Genomic DNA, 17636 nt, shown 5'->3' on the forward strand with positions numbered 1-17636 from the left:
CTTCGTCGAGCCCGTTCTCGTGGATATCGAGGTAGCGCACGTCCTTGTGCTTGGACTCCCGACTTCTCGGGCGTCTTGCCGGACATTGTGTTCACGCCTCTCCGCCGATGCGTCGCGCGCCGCGCCACCTGGTGGCATATGGCAGCGCGAACAAGTACAGACCGCTGATCGTGAGCAAGGCGAGCGGGAGCAGCGGCAGGAAATACACCCACTCTGCGGGCTCCTCCCCGACGCCCAAGGCAATGAAGATGGCCGCGACGACCGCCGTAAAGATGATCGACAGCCAGCGGTGGATCTGCCGAATCCACTTGCTCCAATTCAATTGAACCTCCTCTGAAGACAAGCCGAATTGGTCTTCATTGTATCTCCTCCGTTTTTCACCTTCGCGATATGTGCCGCTCTGTCGACGGGGCCCAGCTTTGAGTTGTGCCGGCAGGCTTCAGTCCATCCGCGCCAAGACCTGCTCCAGGGCCGTAAAGAACCGCGGCCACCCGACCTTGGCGCCCCCGTAGTACGGCTGCTGATCCGGCCGGAAGCCCGATTGCTCCATGCGCAGATGGGTCCCCGTGCTGGTAGGGGTGAGCGTCCAGGTGACGACACTCCTGAGATCCTTGGTATCCCATGTGTAAGTCAGCGTTTTGTTCTGCTCGACTGTCTGCACCTGACAGTCCACCGCGCCCCAGTCTGCGCTAAGATTGAAGCGGTGACCCTCGTCTGGCTTGAAGTCGTTCTTCATCAGCCATTCCTCGATCAGGTGCGATTGCGTGAGCGCGCGCCAGATCTTTTCCGGCGGATAGGGTATCTCTCGTTCGACAACGACGGAGAGCGTTTCGGTGGACGTTTCGTTCATTGATCCATCCTTTTCAGTAGGTCTTCGAGGTCGTCGAACCGGCTCTCCCAGAAACCCGCCATTTGGCTTGTCCAGTCGATCAGCGGGGCCAAGGCGCCGAGCTGCGCGCTATAATGCGTTTGGCGACCTTCGTGGCGGTCGCGCACCAGCCCGGCCCGCTTCAGGACCCCGAGATGCTTTGAGACGGCCGGTTGCGAGACTCCGGCCTGAGCCGTCAGGGCGCGGACCGTCTGGTCTCCGTCGCGACACAGCCGCTCGAAGATGGCCCGTCGCGTCGGATCGGCGAGCGTTCTGAAAAGGATATCGTGGGGCTGTGGCATCGCAATCGATAACTCGTCGGTTATTGATTACACCAATAACCGACGAGTTATGTGTGAGTCAAGCAGGAACGTGGAGCGGCACAGTGATCCTCGTCACGGGAGCCCCGGCGATGTGGGGCGCACCGTCAGACCGCGGTCGATGAAGGCGGTCGATGCGCGGGAGCTGTCGCGGGTGATCCGTGGACACGACGGTACAGGAGGTGGACGCCATGGCGAGCGAACTCAACGAGCGGCCGGGCAAAGTGTTGAACTGCCTGACCCCCGCGGAAGTATTCCAGCGGAATATTTTTCAATCGGCATTAAGCGTTGCGCTTCAAAGTTGACACCGCCCAGGCTTTACTTGATGACGAGGCCCTGCCCCGTCGGCAGTTCGAGCACCTGGTAGCCGCGCGCGGCGAAGAAGGCGTCCTCTCTCACCTTCTGGTCGCGGTAGAAGGCCCAACCATAATCGTCCAGAACGATCGACGCGCCGGGCGAGACGCGGTCGAACAAGGTTTCGAGCGCTCCCAGTTCCGCCGTGGCGCTGTTCATATCCACATGCAGGAAAGCGATCTTCTCGGGCGATTTCTCCACAAGGACCTCCGGAACCGATCCCTTCGTCACATGAACGTTGGGCAGGTCGACAAACCGCGCGACGACCTGTTCGTACAGTCCAGCCCCATGTTCCGGCATGGCGCCATGGTCCATGTCCGAGGAATGTTCGAACAGGTCATACAGGTAGAACGCCTTGCCGGTCGCCTGCAGGTCGAGATAGTCGGCCAGGATGCGCGCGGAAACGCCCTTGTAGCAGCCGCACTCGACGAAATCGCCGTCGATATTAACTCCACGCCTTGCAGCCCAGGCCAGAACATAGGTCCGCCAGATCACGGCCTGCTCGATGTCTGTCCGCGCACTCTTGCGAAATGCGTCCATGAAGGCGTCGTCATCGAGGAAGCTCAGATTCCGGCTGAAGGTGAACAGGTTGTCGCCGGCGAAGATGCCTGTTCCGGGCAGCTCGTTGAGCGACCGCTGTATCCCCTCGCAGAACGACAGATGGTTGCGGACGCCAAAGAAAACCGACGTAACGTAGTTCTTCATCGCCTGATCCCCAATCGTTTCTACGCCTCTCGCAACCCGTGCCGCCGGACGAGCGCCTCCATGGCGTCCTGGAAGGCGGGGACGAAACGATCCCGGCGGAACATGTCGGAGTCCAGCAAGGTCTGACGCAGCGTGCGCCGGAGCTCTCCGAGACGGTTGGGATCGCGTGCCAGCGCGACCGCCGTCTCGACATAGTCGTCGATCGTGGTGCGGCTGAGGTCGCCCAGCCCGGCGTGATTGAGGACGGCGTGGCTGATGCGCTGGTGGAATCCCTCCCCCGCCAGGCTGACGACGGGGACTCCCATCCAAAGGGCGTCGCAGGTCGTCGTCCCGCCGGTGAGCGGGAAGGTGTCCAGCGAGATGTCGATTTCGTTGTAGCACTGCAGATGCATGCCCGCCGGGTTCTGCATGAAGAACAGCCGGTCGCTCGACACGCCGTGCTTGGCGAACTCCGCCACCAGGTGATGGCACATCAGGGTCGAGCCGTCGCGCCACCGGACGAGCAGGAAACGGGACTCCGGGACCGCGTTCATCACCTTCGCCCAGGCCGCGACCGCGGCCCGCGTATATTTATACGGATTGTTCAAGGTGCCGAAGGTGACTTGGCCCGTCCTCAGGCAGGGCGGCGTCGGATCGATATCGACCTGCCCCATGTCGTTGAAGCAGATCCAGGCGCCCGGCAGCTCGAGCGGCGTCTCCACCAGAAGCTCGTCGCGCGTCGGGCGGATGAACCGGTCGGCGATCATGTAGTCGATCTGCGAAATGCCGCAGGTGAAGGGATAGCCGAGCCATCCGACCTGGACCGGCGCCGGGCGATAGGCCATTACCCCCGTGCGGCTGTGCTGGGTAATACCGTTCAGGTCGAACAGAATATCGATATCGTCGGCCCGGATCGTCGCGGCGACGCTTGGGTCCGGCTCGTTCTCGACGAATTTGAAGTCGGTAACCAGCCCCGCGATCTTCTGTTCGATCGCATCGCCGACCTTGCGCGGCGAATAGCAGCGAATCTCGAACCGCTCCCGGTCATAGGACTCGAAGAGCGGCATCATGCACTTCGCCACCGAATGGCTGTTGAGATCGGAGGAGAGGAACCCGATCCGGATTCGGCCGCCGGGCCGCTGTGCCGGCAAGTGCGGCAGCGGGGTCAGCTCCGCGCGCTCCTCGAGCATCGCGCCCCATCGACGATGAAGCCGAACCAGATGATCGTTCCGTTCCGGCGTGTCGGCCATGACCAGCATGTGGAGAAATGCCTGCGGCAGCATTCGGGGCGGAACGCTGTCGGCCGTCGCCCAGATATCGCCCAGATCGTCGATCCCGTCGAAATCGCAGCTATGCCGGAAGGCCTTCAGCGGATAGGCGAAGTTCTGCGGCTGGTAGGATTCGAGCATCACGGCCGCGTGGGCCCGGATGTTCGCCTCGTCCGGCCGCCCCATCCGCTGAAGGCACTCGCACAGAACGAGATGCGCCTCGAGATGGCGCGGGCGCAGCTCCAGGACCTTGCGCAAGGCCGCGTACGCGCCGGCCGGATCGCCGGTGGAGAAGAAGCAGCCGCTGAGGGCGTGGTAGAAGCTCGGATCGTCGGGGTCGAGCTCGATGGCCTTCAGGAAAGCCTCCTGGGCGGCCTTCATTTCGCCCGCCATCGCCAGCGCCAGCCCGAATTTGTACCACAACCCCGGCTCGGCCGATTGCGTGCCCAACTGTTCGCGCAGGATCGAGACCGCCTCATCGCCCTGTCCGAGATCGAGGCAGACACTTGCGAGGTTGGCGGCGATTTTCCACCGGTCCGGGGCCAGCGCGCAGGCCTTCCGGAACAGCGCGAGCGCCTCGTCGCGACGGTTCCGCGCCCGGCGCATCAGCGCCACGTTGTTGAGGTAATCGGGGTCCTCCGGCTCCAGTGCCAGCGCTCGGCCGTAGCAGGCTTCCGCGGCCTCCAGGTTCCCCAGCTTCTCCTCGGCATGGCCGAGATTGTTATGGGCCTTGTGCGCCTTGGGATCGTCCGCGGCCTGCGCCAGATAGGCCTGATAACTGTCCCGCGCCTCCGCGTAGAGTTGCTCGCCGAGATAGAGTTCGCCGATGGTCTCGTGGAGATGGACGGCGGTCGGGTTCAGGCGGACTGCCGCTTCGTAGCTGTCGATGGCGGCCCGCGGCTGACCCAGCCGACGCAGCGCCACCGCCAGATTGCTGTGAAAGCCGGCATTATCCGGATTGAGCCGCAGCGCGGTCCGGCATTCCTCGGCGGCCGCTTCGGCCTGCCCGTCATGCAGGAGCGCCGCCGAGAGGTTGCCGTGATAGTCGGCATTGTCGGGGGACTCCGCGATGGCCCGGCGGATCATATCGACGGCCTGGCCCGGCTGCCCGCCCTGCAATTTGGTGACACCCAGCAGATGGAGCGCGTCCGCATGTCGCGGCTCCGCCGACAGAACCTCCCGATAGGCGGCTTCCGCGGCGGCGAGATCGCCCGCCATCTGCCGGCGCAAGCCGGCCTGCAGTTGCTGTTTCACGTCGAGCTTTGCGCGAGACTTGCCGCGGCCCTGCCCTGACGCTTCGGCCTTGTTCTTTCGCTTCATCTTCCGATCGACCAAGGGTGCCGCCATTACCGCGCTCCGTAGCCCTGAGAGTGACGGCGAACCGACCAAGGCCACCGCCGCTCCCCGTCGACACTGCCAAAACATCGTTAGCAAACCATTGACGCAGGAGGGCGGCAGGTTTTGCCGGCAGAACTTGCCGGATCAGCCCGCCGGACCGGGAAGAATTTTCCCGGTCGGCAAGAATGACCCCATGGCAGGCCAAGCCTAAGACTTTGATATCGCTCATATGGCAAGGCAGGCGGGGATGGCACGCCGCTTGCGTGTCTGCGGGCGGGATCGTGCGCTTTCGATTCCCACGGGGCAGGTAGCCTCGGTTAGCAGGACGCTACATCAATCATCCAAGTAGGAGACTTTCAAAATGGCTCTCAACGTTATCTCCAACTACGCGGCGAACGTCGCCCATCGTTACCTGACGGCGTCGGACGCGCAGGCCACCGCTTCCCTGGCCAAGCTGTCCGCCGGTACCCGCGTCATCAGCGCAAAGGACGACGCCGCGTCGCTCGCGATCGGCTCGCGCCTGAATCTCGAGGTCAACGCGCTTAAGCAGGCCAGCGTGAACGCCGGCCAGGCGGTCTCGATGCTGCAGATCGCCGACGGCGCGATGGGCAAGGTGTCGGACATCCTGACCCGGATGAAGACGCTCGCCGTGCAGGCCAGTTCCGGCCAGCTCTCGGCGACCGAGCGCGGCATGCTCGATGGCGAATATCAGGCGCTGCTGGGCGAGGTCGACCGCATCGCCGAGGATACCGAGTTCAACGGCAACCAGCTCGTGAACGGTTACACCGATGTCGTCGCCAACTTCGAGGGGTCGGCCGGCGTGATCAATGTGAGCGTCAATGGCCTCGAGGTCGCCCCAGGTACAGCGGGCAATGAGGGCTCGCTGTCCTACGCTAACGGCGCCGATGGTGGCACCTTCACCCTGACCGCCACCGACGCGGCCAGTGGAAGCACGGCGACCTACACCGCCTCGCTGTCCTCCGATGCCTATGACGCCACCACCGGCCTCCTGGATACCGGCACGTCTCTCAAGCTGACCTCGGACGATACCGATAACAAAGGGGCGATGACGATCACGTTGAACGACTCGTTCGACGCGACCACCGGGTTCACCGACGACCCGCTCGACCTCACGGCGGTGAACGCGAACTCCTACAGCTTCAAGATCGGCTCGGGCACGGCGGACCACGACAATATCGTCGTCTCGCTCAACGGTACCGGCGCGACCACCTTGGGTCTCGACAACACCGACATCACCAACACTGCGAACGCCGATGCGGCGTCGCAGGCTATCTCGAACGCCGTCGACACGCTCAACACGTCGCGCGCGAATGTCGGCGCCTCTCAGAACCGTCTCGAGTTCGCCGCGGCGAACCTCTCGACGGCGACGGAGAACGCCGAAGCGGCACGGTCGAGTCTGTTGGACCTGGATATCGCCTCCGAGATGACGAAGTTCACCTCGAAGCAGATCCTGGTGCAGGCCGGCGTCTCGATGCTGGCGCAAGCCAACCAGATGCCGCAGAACCTGATGCGTCTGTTCCAATAAGGTTGGTCATCGGAACCGGAGAGGGGATTTTCCCCTCTCCGGCACTCCGGCCGGATAACCGGTTCTTAGGGGATGATGTGCCATGGACATTTCGGTCGTATCGCAGCTTCCCCCGGGCGCTTTGGCCCTGGACGCTGCGCGCGCGCCGATGGCCAGAGGCCCGCAGTCTCAGTCAAGGGCCCAGGTCGACGGCGCCGGAAATCTGGCCATGCAGAAGGCGATTGAAACTGTCGCGCGGGAAATGGTGAAAGCCGTTATGGCCCTGCAAGGCAGCGAAATGCCGCGCGACATGATGGTCCGCGCGGAACTGGGTGTCGACGAGGCGAGCCGCCGTGTCTTCGCGCGGATCTTCGACCGCGAGACGGGTGAGCTCGTGGTTCAGTTTCCAGCCGAGGAGGCACTGCGCCTCTGGGGCATATCGCGAGAGCAGTTCGGCCGAATCCTCGATGCCGATGTTTGAGGCCGACGGCGGGAGTCATCGATATGGCGGACGGCATTAACTTCAGCAATCTTACGGTCGACAGCAGCGGTCGTGTCCGGTTCTCGGGCATCGGCTCCGGCATCGACTACCAGGCCGCCATCGACGGCATCATCGCGGCGCGCCGCATTCCCGTCGACACGCTCGAAGACCGTATTACCGCGAACCAGGACAAGATCACCGCCTACAAGGACCTGCAACTGCTGCTCAGCGCCCTCAAGGATTCGCTGAACACCCTGCGCGGCGCGGTCACCTTCGGAGGCGCCGGCAATGTCTTCGAGGCGAAGCAGGCCTTCGCCTCGGTCAGCCGCAGCGACGGCACGACCCCGAGCGACGCCGCCAACCTGATCGGCGTGACCGTCACCAATGCCGCCGATACGGGCGCCCATACCATCGAGGTTTTGCGCACCGCCACCGCTCACAAGATCGGCAGCGGCGCCTTCACCAGCCAGACCGACAATATCGGGGTCGCCCGGGGCGGCGCGAGCGGCTCGATCTCCGGCAGCTTCAACATCAACGGCGTCACGATCGACGTGATGGGAACGGACTCGCTGCAGGATCTGCGCGACCGGATCAACAACGCCAACACCGGCGACAATGCGACAGGCGTCTCCGCCAGCATCGTCTCCGCCGGAACCAACCAGAACTATCTCGTCCTAACGGCCGATGAGGCGGGAACCGCCATCACCCTCGACAACGAGACCGGCGGCGTGCTGTCGGACCTCGGGATCTCGGACGACGGCGGAACCACCCTCCTCAACGAGCTTCAGGCACCGCAAACGGCCCAGTTCTATGCCGACGGCCTGCTCGACGCTTCGAAATACGCGTCCATCGGGGTCGCAAGCGACACGGCCGCGCTGAGCGGCTACACCTCCGTCGCCGGCGGCCCGCACAGCTTCGAGATTCGCGACGCGAGCGGTGCACTTCTGAAGACGGTGTCCTACAGCGACACCGACACGCTGCAGACATTGGCCGCGAACATCACCGATGCCGGCGCGGGCATCACCGCGACGGTGGTCGAGAGCGACGGTCAGTACCGCCTGAACATCGTGAAGGACGACGGCGGGGCGATCACGCTGGCGAACGACAGCAGCAGCCTGCTGTCGGACCTGGGCGTCGCCAAGCAGCCGCTGCTGATCGAGCGCTCGACAAACACCATCGACGACCTGTTCGACGGGGTCACGCTGAACCTGTTCCAAGCCGAGCCCGGCACGACGATCCGTATCGAGGTGGAGCAGGACCTGTCGGCGGTGAAGACCGCTGTCGCCAGCTTCGTCGAGGCCTATAACACGGTCAAAGCCTATATCAACGCCCAGAGCCAACCCAGCACCTCGACCGACGAGACGGACGAAGAGGCGACCAGCGTCCTGTTCGGCTCGAACGTGGTGGCGGGCGTCGAGGCCGGGCTGAGCCGGATCCTCGGCGGCGGAACCCCGGGCGTCGATCCGGACTATTCGGTGCTGGCGCAGATCGGAATCACCTTCGTCGACAACAATGCCGTCGCCGATCCGCTGCTCGCCGACACGCTCGAAATCGACGAGGCCGCGCTCGATGAGGCCCTGCTGAACGACCCCGACGCCGTACGCCAGCTATTCGGCTTCGAGATGACCTCCTCCGACTCCCGCGTGACGCTCCTCGGCTTCAGCGGCGAGACGACCTACAATAGGGATGGCTATACCCTGAACGTGACACATGACGGGACCAAGATCACCAGCGCCAACATCAACGGCGTCCCTGGATCGGTCACCATCGAGGGTAACGTCCTCAAGGCAACGGACGCCACCGGCGCCGCCGGCCTAACGCTCTTCTATTCCGGCACCGGCGACGCCTCGATCGAGCTCGACTACACCGTCGGCATCGGGGCGCGGATGTTCCATGAGATCGACAGCTTCATCGACAGCCAGACCGGTTCGGTCCAAAGCGAGATCGACGGGCTGACCGATCAGAACACGGTATCGCAGGAGCGGATCGGCGCGATGCTGGAACGGCTCGACTACCAGCGCGCGCAGCTGACCAGCCGGTTCATCGCCATGGAGACGTCGCTCGCCACGATGAACCGCATTCTCGACAGCATCAAGCAGACGGTGGATGCCTGGTACGCCGAGTCGTAAGAGTGACTAACGGAACCTGTCCACTCCCCCCGATCATCCAAGAACAAAAGTCAAAAGATTAAGAAAGGGCCGGACGCCATGAACCCATCGATGGCTTATCTGTCGCAAGAGCTGGCCAGCGCCTCTCCCGCCAAGCGGGTGCTGATGCTGTACACCCGCGCGATCGGCGCGCTTCACGACGCGATCCGAGCCATCGAGGCCGGCGACATCCAGCGCCGCTGGAGCGCCAACAGCCAGGCGGTGAAGGTCATCGAGGCGCTGTGGATCACCCTCGACATGGACCGAGGCGGCGAGATCGCCGCGAACCTCGACCGGCTTTACGGCTTCATGCTGAACCATCTGCTGGCCGTCGATATTCATAACGATCCGAAGCCGGCCAAGGACGTCATCGCCCTGCTCGAACCGCTGCGGCAATCCTGGCAGGAGCTCGCCGATCGCGAAGGCGATACGGCCGCAGCGACTTCGCCCGACTCTGCGCCTTCCGCTTCCGGGACGCCCGATAGCGCGGATGCACCCCCGACGAGGATCATCGTCTCCGCCTGACCTTCCGCTATTCTCGATCCTGAAATCGCCCGGGCCGCTTGCCCGGGCGATTTTTCTTTCGGCGACCTCGCCCCGCCATTCCTGCCGCCCCCCAGGCAGAAACTTCCGAACCTGCCAAGAAGATTTTGCCTCGACTTTTCGCGACCGGCGGTCGACGCATCGAGCTTTTCGCAATTTCTTCTGGCTTATCAAAGGCTTACGTAATCTGGCGCGAGTTGGCCCGCGGCTTGCCTAGTGCTTGGGTGATGGAGAAGACCATCCGCGATCGCCCGGTGGCGGTTGCATGAGCCGCCGATGGCTTGAACCGGTTGGTCGGAAAGAGGTTAGCAGCGCCGAATGACGGAGCGGCCGTTAGACAGGTCGACCGGCGCGAACAGGAGATGACACGATGGCTCTTAATGCGATCTCCAATTATGCGGCAAACGTCGCCCACCGCTATTTGCAGATGTCCGACACGCAGGCGACTAACTCGCTGGCCAAGCTCTCCTCGGGCACGCGGGTGCTGTCGGCCCGTGACGATGCCGCATCGCTCGCGATCGGCTCGCGCCTGAACGCCGAGGTCGCGGCGCTTCGCCAGGCCAGTGTCAACGCCGGCCAGGCGGTCTCGATGCTGCAGATCGCCGACGGCGCCATGGGCAGGGTGCAGGACATCCTGATCCGGATGAAGACGCTGGCGGTGCAGGCCGGCTCCGGCCAGCTCTCGGCGACCGAGCGCGGCATGCTCGACGGCGAATACCAGGCGCTTCTGGCCGAGGTCGACCGCATCGCCGCGGACACCGAGTTCAACGGCATTCAGCTGCTTAACAGCGAGATCCTGCTCAGCGGTCAGGACCCCGGCTTCCAAGCGGCCGATGGCGTGATCAATATGAGCGTCCACGGCGTCCTGACCGGGACGGCAGGCAATGAAGGCTCGCTGGCTTTCGACGGTGACCCTGCCGGCGGCACCTTCACCCTGACCGCCAGCGACGCCGTCAGCGGAACTACCGCGACCTACACCGCCTCGCTGTCCTCGGAAGCCTTCGACGACGTCACCGGCCTCCTAACGACCGGCACGGCCGTCAAGCTGGCCTCGGACAATACCGATGTCGGCGGCTTCATGACCATTACGCTGAATACCTCGTTCAACGCCCTCGCCGACGTTCCGGCCGACGCGCTCAACTTCGTGGCCGACGGCTTGACCAGCTACAGCTACAAGGTCGGGTCGGGCACCAGACTGCATGACCAGATCACCGTCTCCCTTGACGGCGTGAGCACGAGCTCACTTGGGTTGGTGAACACCGACATCACCGACGCCCAGAACGCCGACGCGGCGTCGGAAGCGATCTCGCTCGCGATCGACACGCTGAACACAGGCCGCGCCGACATCGGCGCCTCCCAGAACCGTCTCGAGTTCGCCGCGGCGAACATTTCCACGGCGGTCGAGAATGCCGAGGCGGCGCGATCAAGCCTAATGGACCTCGATATTGCCGCCGAGATGACGACGTTCACCTCGAAGCAGATCCTGGTGCAGGCCGGCGTCTCGATGCTCGCGCAGGCCAATCAGATGCCGCAGAACCTGCTGCGTCTATTCCAGTAAGCGAAGGAACCGATCCATGACCATCATCACCAGCTATCGTCTCGAAGACATGATGGCCGCCGCGCCGAGCCGGATCGTCGTCATGCTGTATGACGAGGCGATCGGCGCCCTGCGCACCGCGATCGAGGCCTGCAAGGCGGACGACATCGAACAGCGCTGCGGTGCCGTCACCGCGGCCACCGAGATCGTCGGGCACCTCTATATGCATCTCGACCTCGAGCGCGGCGGCGAGGTGGCCCTGGGTCTCGGGGCGATCTACGGCCAGATCATCGGTCGGCTGCCGCGGGTCAACCTCTACAACGATTTCGAAACGGCCGAGGAAGCGATCGCCATGCTCGAGCCGCTGCGCGAGTCGTGGGAGCAGCTCGACCGCATGATCGCGCAGGCCGGCAACGCCGATGGCGTCGATCCGATGATCGCCGCGAGCGCGGCAACCTCCCAGGGCGCTATGGCCGGCGGGGCCGGCGAGGCCGTCGACTGACGCCAGTCGCCAGTCAGGCCAGCCAGGAAGGCACCCCCCGCAATGGATGCGCTCGCTTTCGAACCAGCTTTCGTCGGCGGAAGAACCACGCCGCCACGCACGTCCCCGGGTACGCCGCCCAGTGGCGCGCGCCCCTTCGAGGACTTCCTTCCGCGGGACGATGTCTCGTCCCCTGCCCCGGCCGACAAGCCGCGGCGCAGCGACACGGAGCGGCCGCCCGCAACGGCCGAGCGCCCAGACACCGGTCCGCGAACTGACCGGCCGGACGACCGATCGGAAGATCGGGACGACGCGCGCTCCGCCGATGCCGCCGACGCAGCCGCGCCGGCCGTCGCCGCGCCACCGCCGGCTAAGGGACCGGCTGACTTGTCCGGCACGGCCGCGGGGAACTCCGAGGAAGCAACGACGGCGAAACCGGCTTTGCCGCACACCGGCGCAGCACCGTCCGGTCAGGCGGCAACCGCCCCGACTGCCGCAGCCCAGGCTGCCGCAACCCCGACTGCCGAGCGGGCGCCGAATCCGAACATGCCGGGCGAGACAGCGGCCGCGACGCAGGCGGCCGCGACCCTCGCCAAGCCGACACCGGGCTCCGGCAAGACAACGGCGCAGCCGCAGATCAGCCCGACCCCGGCTGACGGCGCCGACCCGACGTCGCCGGCCCTTCCGTCAGATGCGGCGGAGTCGGGCGCAGATGCGTTGGCTTCGGCATCGAACAAGACTGGTCCGGCCACCGGCGCAGCGACCCGCGTTGCGGCGCAGCAGATCGGCGATGCCACCCGATCGACCACCGGCGACTCCGGCTCCAACCTCCATGCGGGGGCGCGGAACGGTCTCTCCGCTCAGTCAGCGCAAGGCGGCGCTCAGGAACCGCCCGCTCTCGCAGGCCCAGCCGTTGCACAGGCGATGGACTCCTCCGGCGAGCCGGGCGGTTCTCCGGACGCCCTCTCCTTCGCCGCTATCGGCGACGGCGATCTCTCTTCCGCCTCGACGGGCCAGTCTCTTGCCGGCACACCCTCGACCCCGACGCAGGCCGCACATGGCGCGACGGCCGCCGCCGGCCATCGACCGGTACCGACGCCGCCGATGCTGGCGGAACAGATCGCCGTCCATATTCAGAGGGGCATCGAGCAAGGCACCGACCGCATCGACATCCGCCTGACGCCGGCGGAACTCGGGCGGATCGAGGTCCGGCTGGAGCTCGGGCATGACGGCCGGGTCCATGCCTCCATCGCGGTCGACCGGGCGGAGACGCTCGATCTGCTGCAGCGCGACTCGCGCAGCCTCGAGCGGGCATTGCAGGATGCCGGGCTGAAGACCGACAGCGGCGGCCTGACCTTCAATCTGCGCGGCGACGGGCGGCAACACTCCAATACCGGCTTCGCGGCCAATGAAGCGCTTGCCGACAGCGGGCCCGAGCGAAGCGAGCCGGACATCGTCGCCGACACCAGCGAGCGGCGGATTCACCTCGACGGCGTCGTCGATATTCGCGTGTAGGAGGATAGGACAATGGAAGTCAACGGAACCGGTCAGCCGTCGCCGACCTCGAGCGGCCAGGAGAAGACCTCGCTCTCGTCCCTGACGGAGAACTTCGACAATTTCCTGCTGCTGCTGACCCAGCAGCTCAAGCACCAGGACCCGCTCTCGCCGCTCGACACGAACCAGTTCACGGAGCAGCTCGTGCAGTTCGCCGGCGTCGAGCAGTCCATCAGCACCAACAACAAGCTCGATCAGCTGATCGCGTTCAACTCGAACAACCAGGCGATCAGCGCGCTGGCATTCCTCAACACCACGGTCGAAGTCGACAGCGACCAGATCTGGCTCGCCGAAGGAGGCGAGAGCGAGATCCTCTATGGGCTGCCTCAAGACGCGGCGGAGACGACGATCACGATCCTCGACGCCTCTGGCAAGCCGGTTCGCGTCGAGAGCGGGTCCACGACAGTGGGCGAGCACAGCTTCGTCTGGGACGGGACGGACAATGACGGCGTCGCCCTGCCCGAAGGCGTCTACAGCATTCAGATCACCGCCGTCGACAGCAAGGGCGAGAGCGTCGAGGTCGGGACAGGCACGGTTGGAACAGTGGAGGGCGTGCAGATGCGCAATGGCCAGCTGATGCTCACCATCGGCGATCTCGAAGTGCCCGCGAACAGCGTCCTCGGCGTCCGCAACAAATCGGACGCATGACCTGACGGCAAACGACAAGCGATGCGAAACGGCGGCGGGTCCCCGCCCCCATCACCGCCCAATGGCAAAGGAGTGAGACGATGAGCATTTACGGTGCAATGTTTTCGGGTGTTTCGGGCCTGGCGGCACAAAGCCAGGCGCTGGGCATGATCTCCGACAACATCGCGAACGTGAATACGGTCGGTTACAAGGGCACCGTTGCGCGCTTCCATACCCTGGTCACCCAGGCGGCGAACGAGACGCATTACTCGCCCGGCGGCGTCCGCTCCACGCCGTTCCAGAAGATCGACCGGCAAGGGCTTCTCCAGGGATCGGCCTCGGCCACCGACGTCGCCATCATCGGCAACGGCTTCTTCGTCGTGAATGAGGAGGCAAGCCCGGGGTTCGGCGACAATTATCTTTTCACGCGCGCCGGAAACTTCAACAAGGACGAGAGCGGCAATCTGGTCTCGCCCTCCGGCTATTATCTCCAAGGCTGGCGGCTCGACGCCACCGGCAATCTTCCGCCGAACACCAATCTGCTGACCAGCCTGGAGACGGTCAACATCGCCAACCTGACCGGCTCCGCACGGGCGACCTCCCTGATCGATTTCGACGCGAACCTTCCCGCTGCCACCGCCGTCGGCGATACTCATTCCAGTGCGGTCCCGCTCTTCGACAAGCAAGGATTGACGCAGAATCTGGAGGTGGTCTGGGAGAAGACCGGAACCAACACCTGGAGCCTCACGGGGGTCCTCCCCGGCACCGGCTCCTTCGCCGATGACGACACGGTGGGAAGCGCTCTCGATAACGGTCAGGTGACCCCGGTCGCGCTCGCGACGGTGACCTTCAACGCGGACGGAACGCTCCAAAGCATCACCGCCGCTTCGGCCTTCACCCAGGTCAATGCGGACAATCAGCTCGAGTTCCACGTCGACTATGACGGCAACGCCGCGACAAACTCGACCCAGGATCGTCAACTGGTCACACTCGACCTCGGCGTTCCGAACATCGCCGGTGGGCTCACCCAGTATAATGGCGAGGATGACGGTTACACACCGCTGATCGACCAGAACGGCCTGCAATACGGCGCCTTCGTCGGCGTCACGATCAGCGACCAGGGCATCGTCACCGCGGTCTTCGACAACGGACAGCAGCGCGACATCTTCAAGCTGCCGCTCGCCACCTTCCGGAACCCGAACGGCCTGGAGGCCGTGAACGGCAACGCCTACCTGCCGACGAACCGGTCCGGCGACGCCCTGCTGCTCGAAGCGAACACCGCCGGTGCCGGAGAAATCGCCCCGAACTCGCTCGAATCCTCGACCGTCGATCTCGCCGAAGAGTTCAGCAACATGATCATCACCCAGCGCGCCTACTCGGCCAACGCCAAGATCATTACCACGGCCGACGAGATGCTGGCGGAGCTGCTTCAGATCCGCCGGTAGCCGCGCCGGGCCGATAAACCGGCACCCGCCGGCTACCCGGCGGGTGCCTCTTTCAGGTCTAAATCAGAGAGGAATGGTTAACCCTCTGATTTAGGCCTTTTTTAAAGCCGTTCTACTACTCTGGCTAAAGCTAAAAGATGGTATTTTCCTATGAATCGACGGAGAGAGTAATGACGTCCGACCGTCCAGGTAGGTCAACGTCCGCGATCGGACCGGAAGGCTTTCCCATTACTTTGGAAGACCTGCCGCCGCCGGGGACAAAGCGCTGGGTCATCCGCCGGAAGGCAGAGGTTGTCGCCGGAGTGCGCGCCGGGCTGATTACGCTCGAGGAAGCCTGCGAACGCTACACTCTTTCCGTCGAGGAGTTCCTGTCCTGGCAGCGGCTGATCGATCGCCATGGACTGCGCGGGCTGCGCGTCACCCGACTGCAGGACTACCGCGGGAACGAGCACCGGCCTGAGGATTTTCAGCAGAACTGAGCGAAGGGCAACAGGATTGCGCCTATCCGCCAGACATCGATACGAGTTTCAGAAACCGGCGAATTTCCTGCCTTTCGGAGTAATGATTAAGCATTTAAACATCGTATTAAGTTTTATCAAATAACCGCTTCAGCGGCTTTCTAGGAAACTATTGCCTATCAGTAGGAAAAACTTTCCCACCGTTAACGGCTTTTTCACCGACAATTTATAGCCTGGGCTCGAGATCGCGAGCGGCAACATCGCTCCACAAGCCCAAGCAGGTTATTCCGGTGAATGCCTTTTTTCAGACCCTGCGCAACCTCGGCCCGCTGCGCCTCTCCGCCTTGGGCGGCATCGGGCTCGTCCTTGCCGCGTTCTTCATCTATCTGACGGCGCGGCTGAGCAGCCCGGACATGGCGCTGCTCTATGGGGAACTGCAAGTCGCGGACAGCAGCCAGATCGTCTCCCGCCTCGAAGCCATGGGCGTCCCCTACGAGCTCCGGCGCGAGGGCACCGAAATTCTGGTGCCGACCGAGAAGGCGCTGCGGCTGCGCATGACGATGGCCGAGGAGGGCCTGCCGAGCGGCGGCTCCGTCGGATATGAGATCTTCGATCGCGCCGATAGCCTCGGCACGACGAGCTTCGTCCAGGAGGTCAACCGCCTTCGCGCGCTCGAAGGCGAGCTGGCCCGCACCATCCGCACGATCTCCCAGGTAAAGTCGGCGCGGGTGCATCTGGTCATCCCGGAGCGCGAGCTGTTCTCGCGCGACAAGCCGGAGCCGAGCGCATCGATCATTCTGGTGCTCGACAGGCGCGCCACTCTCGAGAAGCCGCAGGTCCTCGCCATTCAGCATCTCGTCGCGGCGGCGGTGCCGGGGCTGAAGCCCGCCTCCATATCCATCGTCGACAACAACGGCACATTGCTCGCGCGCGGCACCGAGAACATGAACGGCCTGATCGCCGGCTCGACCGCCGACGAAATGCGGATCGCCTATGAGAACCGGACGACGCGGATGATCGAGGAGCTGGTGCAGCGCTCTCTCGGCTATGGCAACGTCCGCGCCGAAGTGTCCGCCGAGATGGACTTCGACCGCATCACCACCAACTCCGAGACCTATGATCCCGAAGGTCAGGTCGTTCGCTCGACCCAGTATGTCGAGGAGCAGGCATCCTCGACCGACGGCGACGGCCAGGCGCCTGTCACCGTCGGCAACAACCTTCCCGACCCCAATCTGGGCCTGCCCGGCGGCTCGCAGAGCACGAGCCAAGAGTCGCGCATCGAAGAGACGACCAACTACGAGATCTCGAAGACGGTCCAGACGCATGTGCGCGAAGCAGGGCTGGTCCGCCGTCTGTCGGTGGCCGTCCTCGTCGACGGCACCTACGAGACGACCGAGGACGGTTCCACCACCTATGTACCACGCGGCGCCGAGGAGCTGCAGAAGATCGAGACGCTTGTCCGCTCCGCCGTCGGCTATAACGCCGAGCGCGGCGACACCGTCGAGATCGTAAACATGCGCTTCTCCGAGGCGGCCGACAACCTCCTGGCGGCGGAGGATACGCTGTTCTTCGGCCTCGGACGCGACGACCTGATGCAGATGCTCGAGCTGGGCGTCGTCGGCGTGATCGCCGCGCTGTTCCTGCTGCTCGTCGTGCGGCCGATGCTCATGCGCCTGTTCGACGCCGAGGCAGAGAACCGTTCGGAGGTGCAGGGCCTGCTGACCGACGAAAGCGAGCTCCCGCCGGCGCTGGCCCCGCCAGCGGCCTCTGCGGTCCCGGCCGTCGCGGACCCGGACGAGGACCTGGCCCGCGAGATCGACCAGATGATCGACATCAACCAGATCGAGGGCCGGGTCAGAGCCTCCTCGCTGCGCAAGATCAGCGAGATCGTGGAGAAGCATCCCGAGGAGGCGGTGAACATCATGCGCGGCTGGATGTACCAGCAGAGCTGACGAAGCCGAGACGCACCACCGGCAGATCACCAGGCGCGGCACCGAGGATGATGA

At 64.3% G+C, this 17636-nt stretch carries 16 protein-coding genes; 11 read left to right on the forward strand and 5 right to left on the reverse strand.

Annotated features, from left to right (window positions below; all coding sequences use genetic code 11):
• Positions 1-91: 91 nt before the first annotated feature.
• From DT069_RS08140 to DT069_RS08160, 5 genes are all read right to left on the reverse strand, one after another.
• Positions 92-322 carry a hypothetical protein gene (locus DT069_RS08140; protein WP_162913052.1) on the reverse strand — a complete coding sequence of 77 codons (231 nt, stop codon included), beginning with the start codon at positions 320-322 and terminating at the stop codon, positions 92-94.
• A 117-nt stretch (positions 323-439) separates the two neighbouring features.
• Positions 440-850, reverse strand: a complete 411-nt coding sequence (locus DT069_RS08145; RefSeq protein ID WP_119459808.1) for an SRPBCC family protein — start codon at positions 848-850, stop codon at positions 440-442.
• Positions 847-1170: an ArsR/SmtB family transcription factor gene (locus DT069_RS08150; RefSeq protein ID WP_119459809.1), complete on the reverse strand. Its 324-nt coding sequence runs from the start codon at positions 1168-1170 to the stop codon at positions 847-849. The genes DT069_RS08145 and DT069_RS08150 overlap by 4 nt, the downstream gene beginning before the upstream one ends.
• Positions 1171-1506: 336 nt before the next feature.
• Entirely contained in the window at positions 1507-2247 is a 741-nt protein-coding gene (locus DT069_RS08155) for a class I SAM-dependent methyltransferase (RefSeq protein WP_119459810.1), read from the reverse strand.
• A gap of 20 nt (positions 2248-2267) precedes the next feature.
• Complete coding sequence (locus DT069_RS08160) at positions 2268-4841, reverse strand: tetratricopeptide repeat protein (RefSeq protein ID WP_162913053.1); 2574 nt, start codon at positions 4839-4841, stop codon at positions 2268-2270.
• Between the two features lie 352 nt (positions 4842-5193).
• Here DT069_RS08160 and DT069_RS08165 point away from each other — a divergent pair, with 352 nt between their 5' ends.
• The 11 genes from DT069_RS08165 (at position 5194) to fliF (ending at position 17582) form a co-directional block, all read left to right on the forward strand.
• The gene (locus DT069_RS08165) at positions 5194-6378 is read left to right on the forward strand and encodes a flagellin N-terminal helical domain-containing protein (RefSeq protein ID WP_119459812.1); all 1185 of its coding nucleotides are present in this window, start codon (positions 5194-5196) and stop codon (positions 6376-6378) included.
• 148 nt (positions 6379-6526) lie between these two features.
• On the forward strand, positions 6527-6838 hold the full coding sequence (locus DT069_RS08170; RefSeq protein ID WP_425450134.1) for a flagellar protein FlaG: 312 nt from the start codon (positions 6527-6529) through the stop codon (positions 6836-6838).
• A gap of 23 nt (positions 6839-6861) precedes the next feature.
• On the forward strand, positions 6862-8967 hold the full coding sequence (gene fliD / locus DT069_RS08175) for a flagellar filament capping protein FliD (protein WP_162913055.1): 2106 nt from the start codon (positions 6862-6864) through the stop codon (positions 8965-8967).
• Between the two features lie 90 nt (positions 8968-9057).
• Complete coding sequence (fliS, locus tag DT069_RS08180; protein WP_162913056.1) at positions 9058-9510, forward strand: flagellar export chaperone FliS; 453 nt, start codon at positions 9058-9060, stop codon at positions 9508-9510.
• A 388-nt stretch (positions 9511-9898) separates the two neighbouring features.
• Positions 9899-11086: a flagellin N-terminal helical domain-containing protein gene (locus tag DT069_RS08185; RefSeq protein WP_119459816.1), complete on the forward strand. Its 1188-nt coding sequence runs from the start codon at positions 9899-9901 to the stop codon at positions 11084-11086.
• A gap of 16 nt (positions 11087-11102) precedes the next feature.
• Positions 11103-11567: a flagellar export chaperone FliS gene (gene fliS, locus DT069_RS08190; protein ID WP_119459817.1), complete on the forward strand. Its 465-nt coding sequence runs from the start codon at positions 11103-11105 to the stop codon at positions 11565-11567.
• Positions 11568-11609: 42 nt separating this feature from the next.
• Positions 11610-13061 (forward strand): flagellar hook-length control protein FliK, encoded by a 1452-nt coding sequence (locus DT069_RS08195; RefSeq protein ID WP_119459818.1) that lies wholly within the window; start codon positions 11610-11612, stop codon positions 13059-13061.
• Positions 13062-13073: 12 nt separating this feature from the next.
• On the forward strand, positions 13074-13748 hold the full coding sequence (locus tag DT069_RS08200; RefSeq protein ID WP_119459819.1) for a flagellar hook assembly protein FlgD: 675 nt from the start codon (positions 13074-13076) through the stop codon (positions 13746-13748).
• Between the two features lie 80 nt (positions 13749-13828).
• The gene (gene flgE, locus DT069_RS08205; protein ID WP_119459820.1) at positions 13829-15172 is read left to right on the forward strand and encodes a flagellar hook protein FlgE; all 1344 of its coding nucleotides are present in this window, start codon (positions 13829-13831) and stop codon (positions 15170-15172) included.
• A 170-nt stretch (positions 15173-15342) separates the two neighbouring features.
• Entirely contained in the window at positions 15343-15651 is a 309-nt protein-coding gene (gene sciP / locus DT069_RS08210; protein WP_119459821.1) for a CtrA inhibitor SciP, read from the forward strand.
• A gap of 269 nt (positions 15652-15920) precedes the next feature.
• Complete coding sequence (fliF, locus tag DT069_RS08215) at positions 15921-17582, forward strand: flagellar basal-body MS-ring/collar protein FliF (protein ID WP_119459822.1); 1662 nt, start codon at positions 15921-15923, stop codon at positions 17580-17582.
• Positions 17583-17636: the final 54 nt, after the last annotated feature.

It is taken from the genome of Virgifigura deserti (genome assembly GCA_003576685.1).
Lineage (GTDB): Bacteria > Pseudomonadota > Alphaproteobacteria > Dongiales > Dongiaceae > Virgifigura > Virgifigura deserti.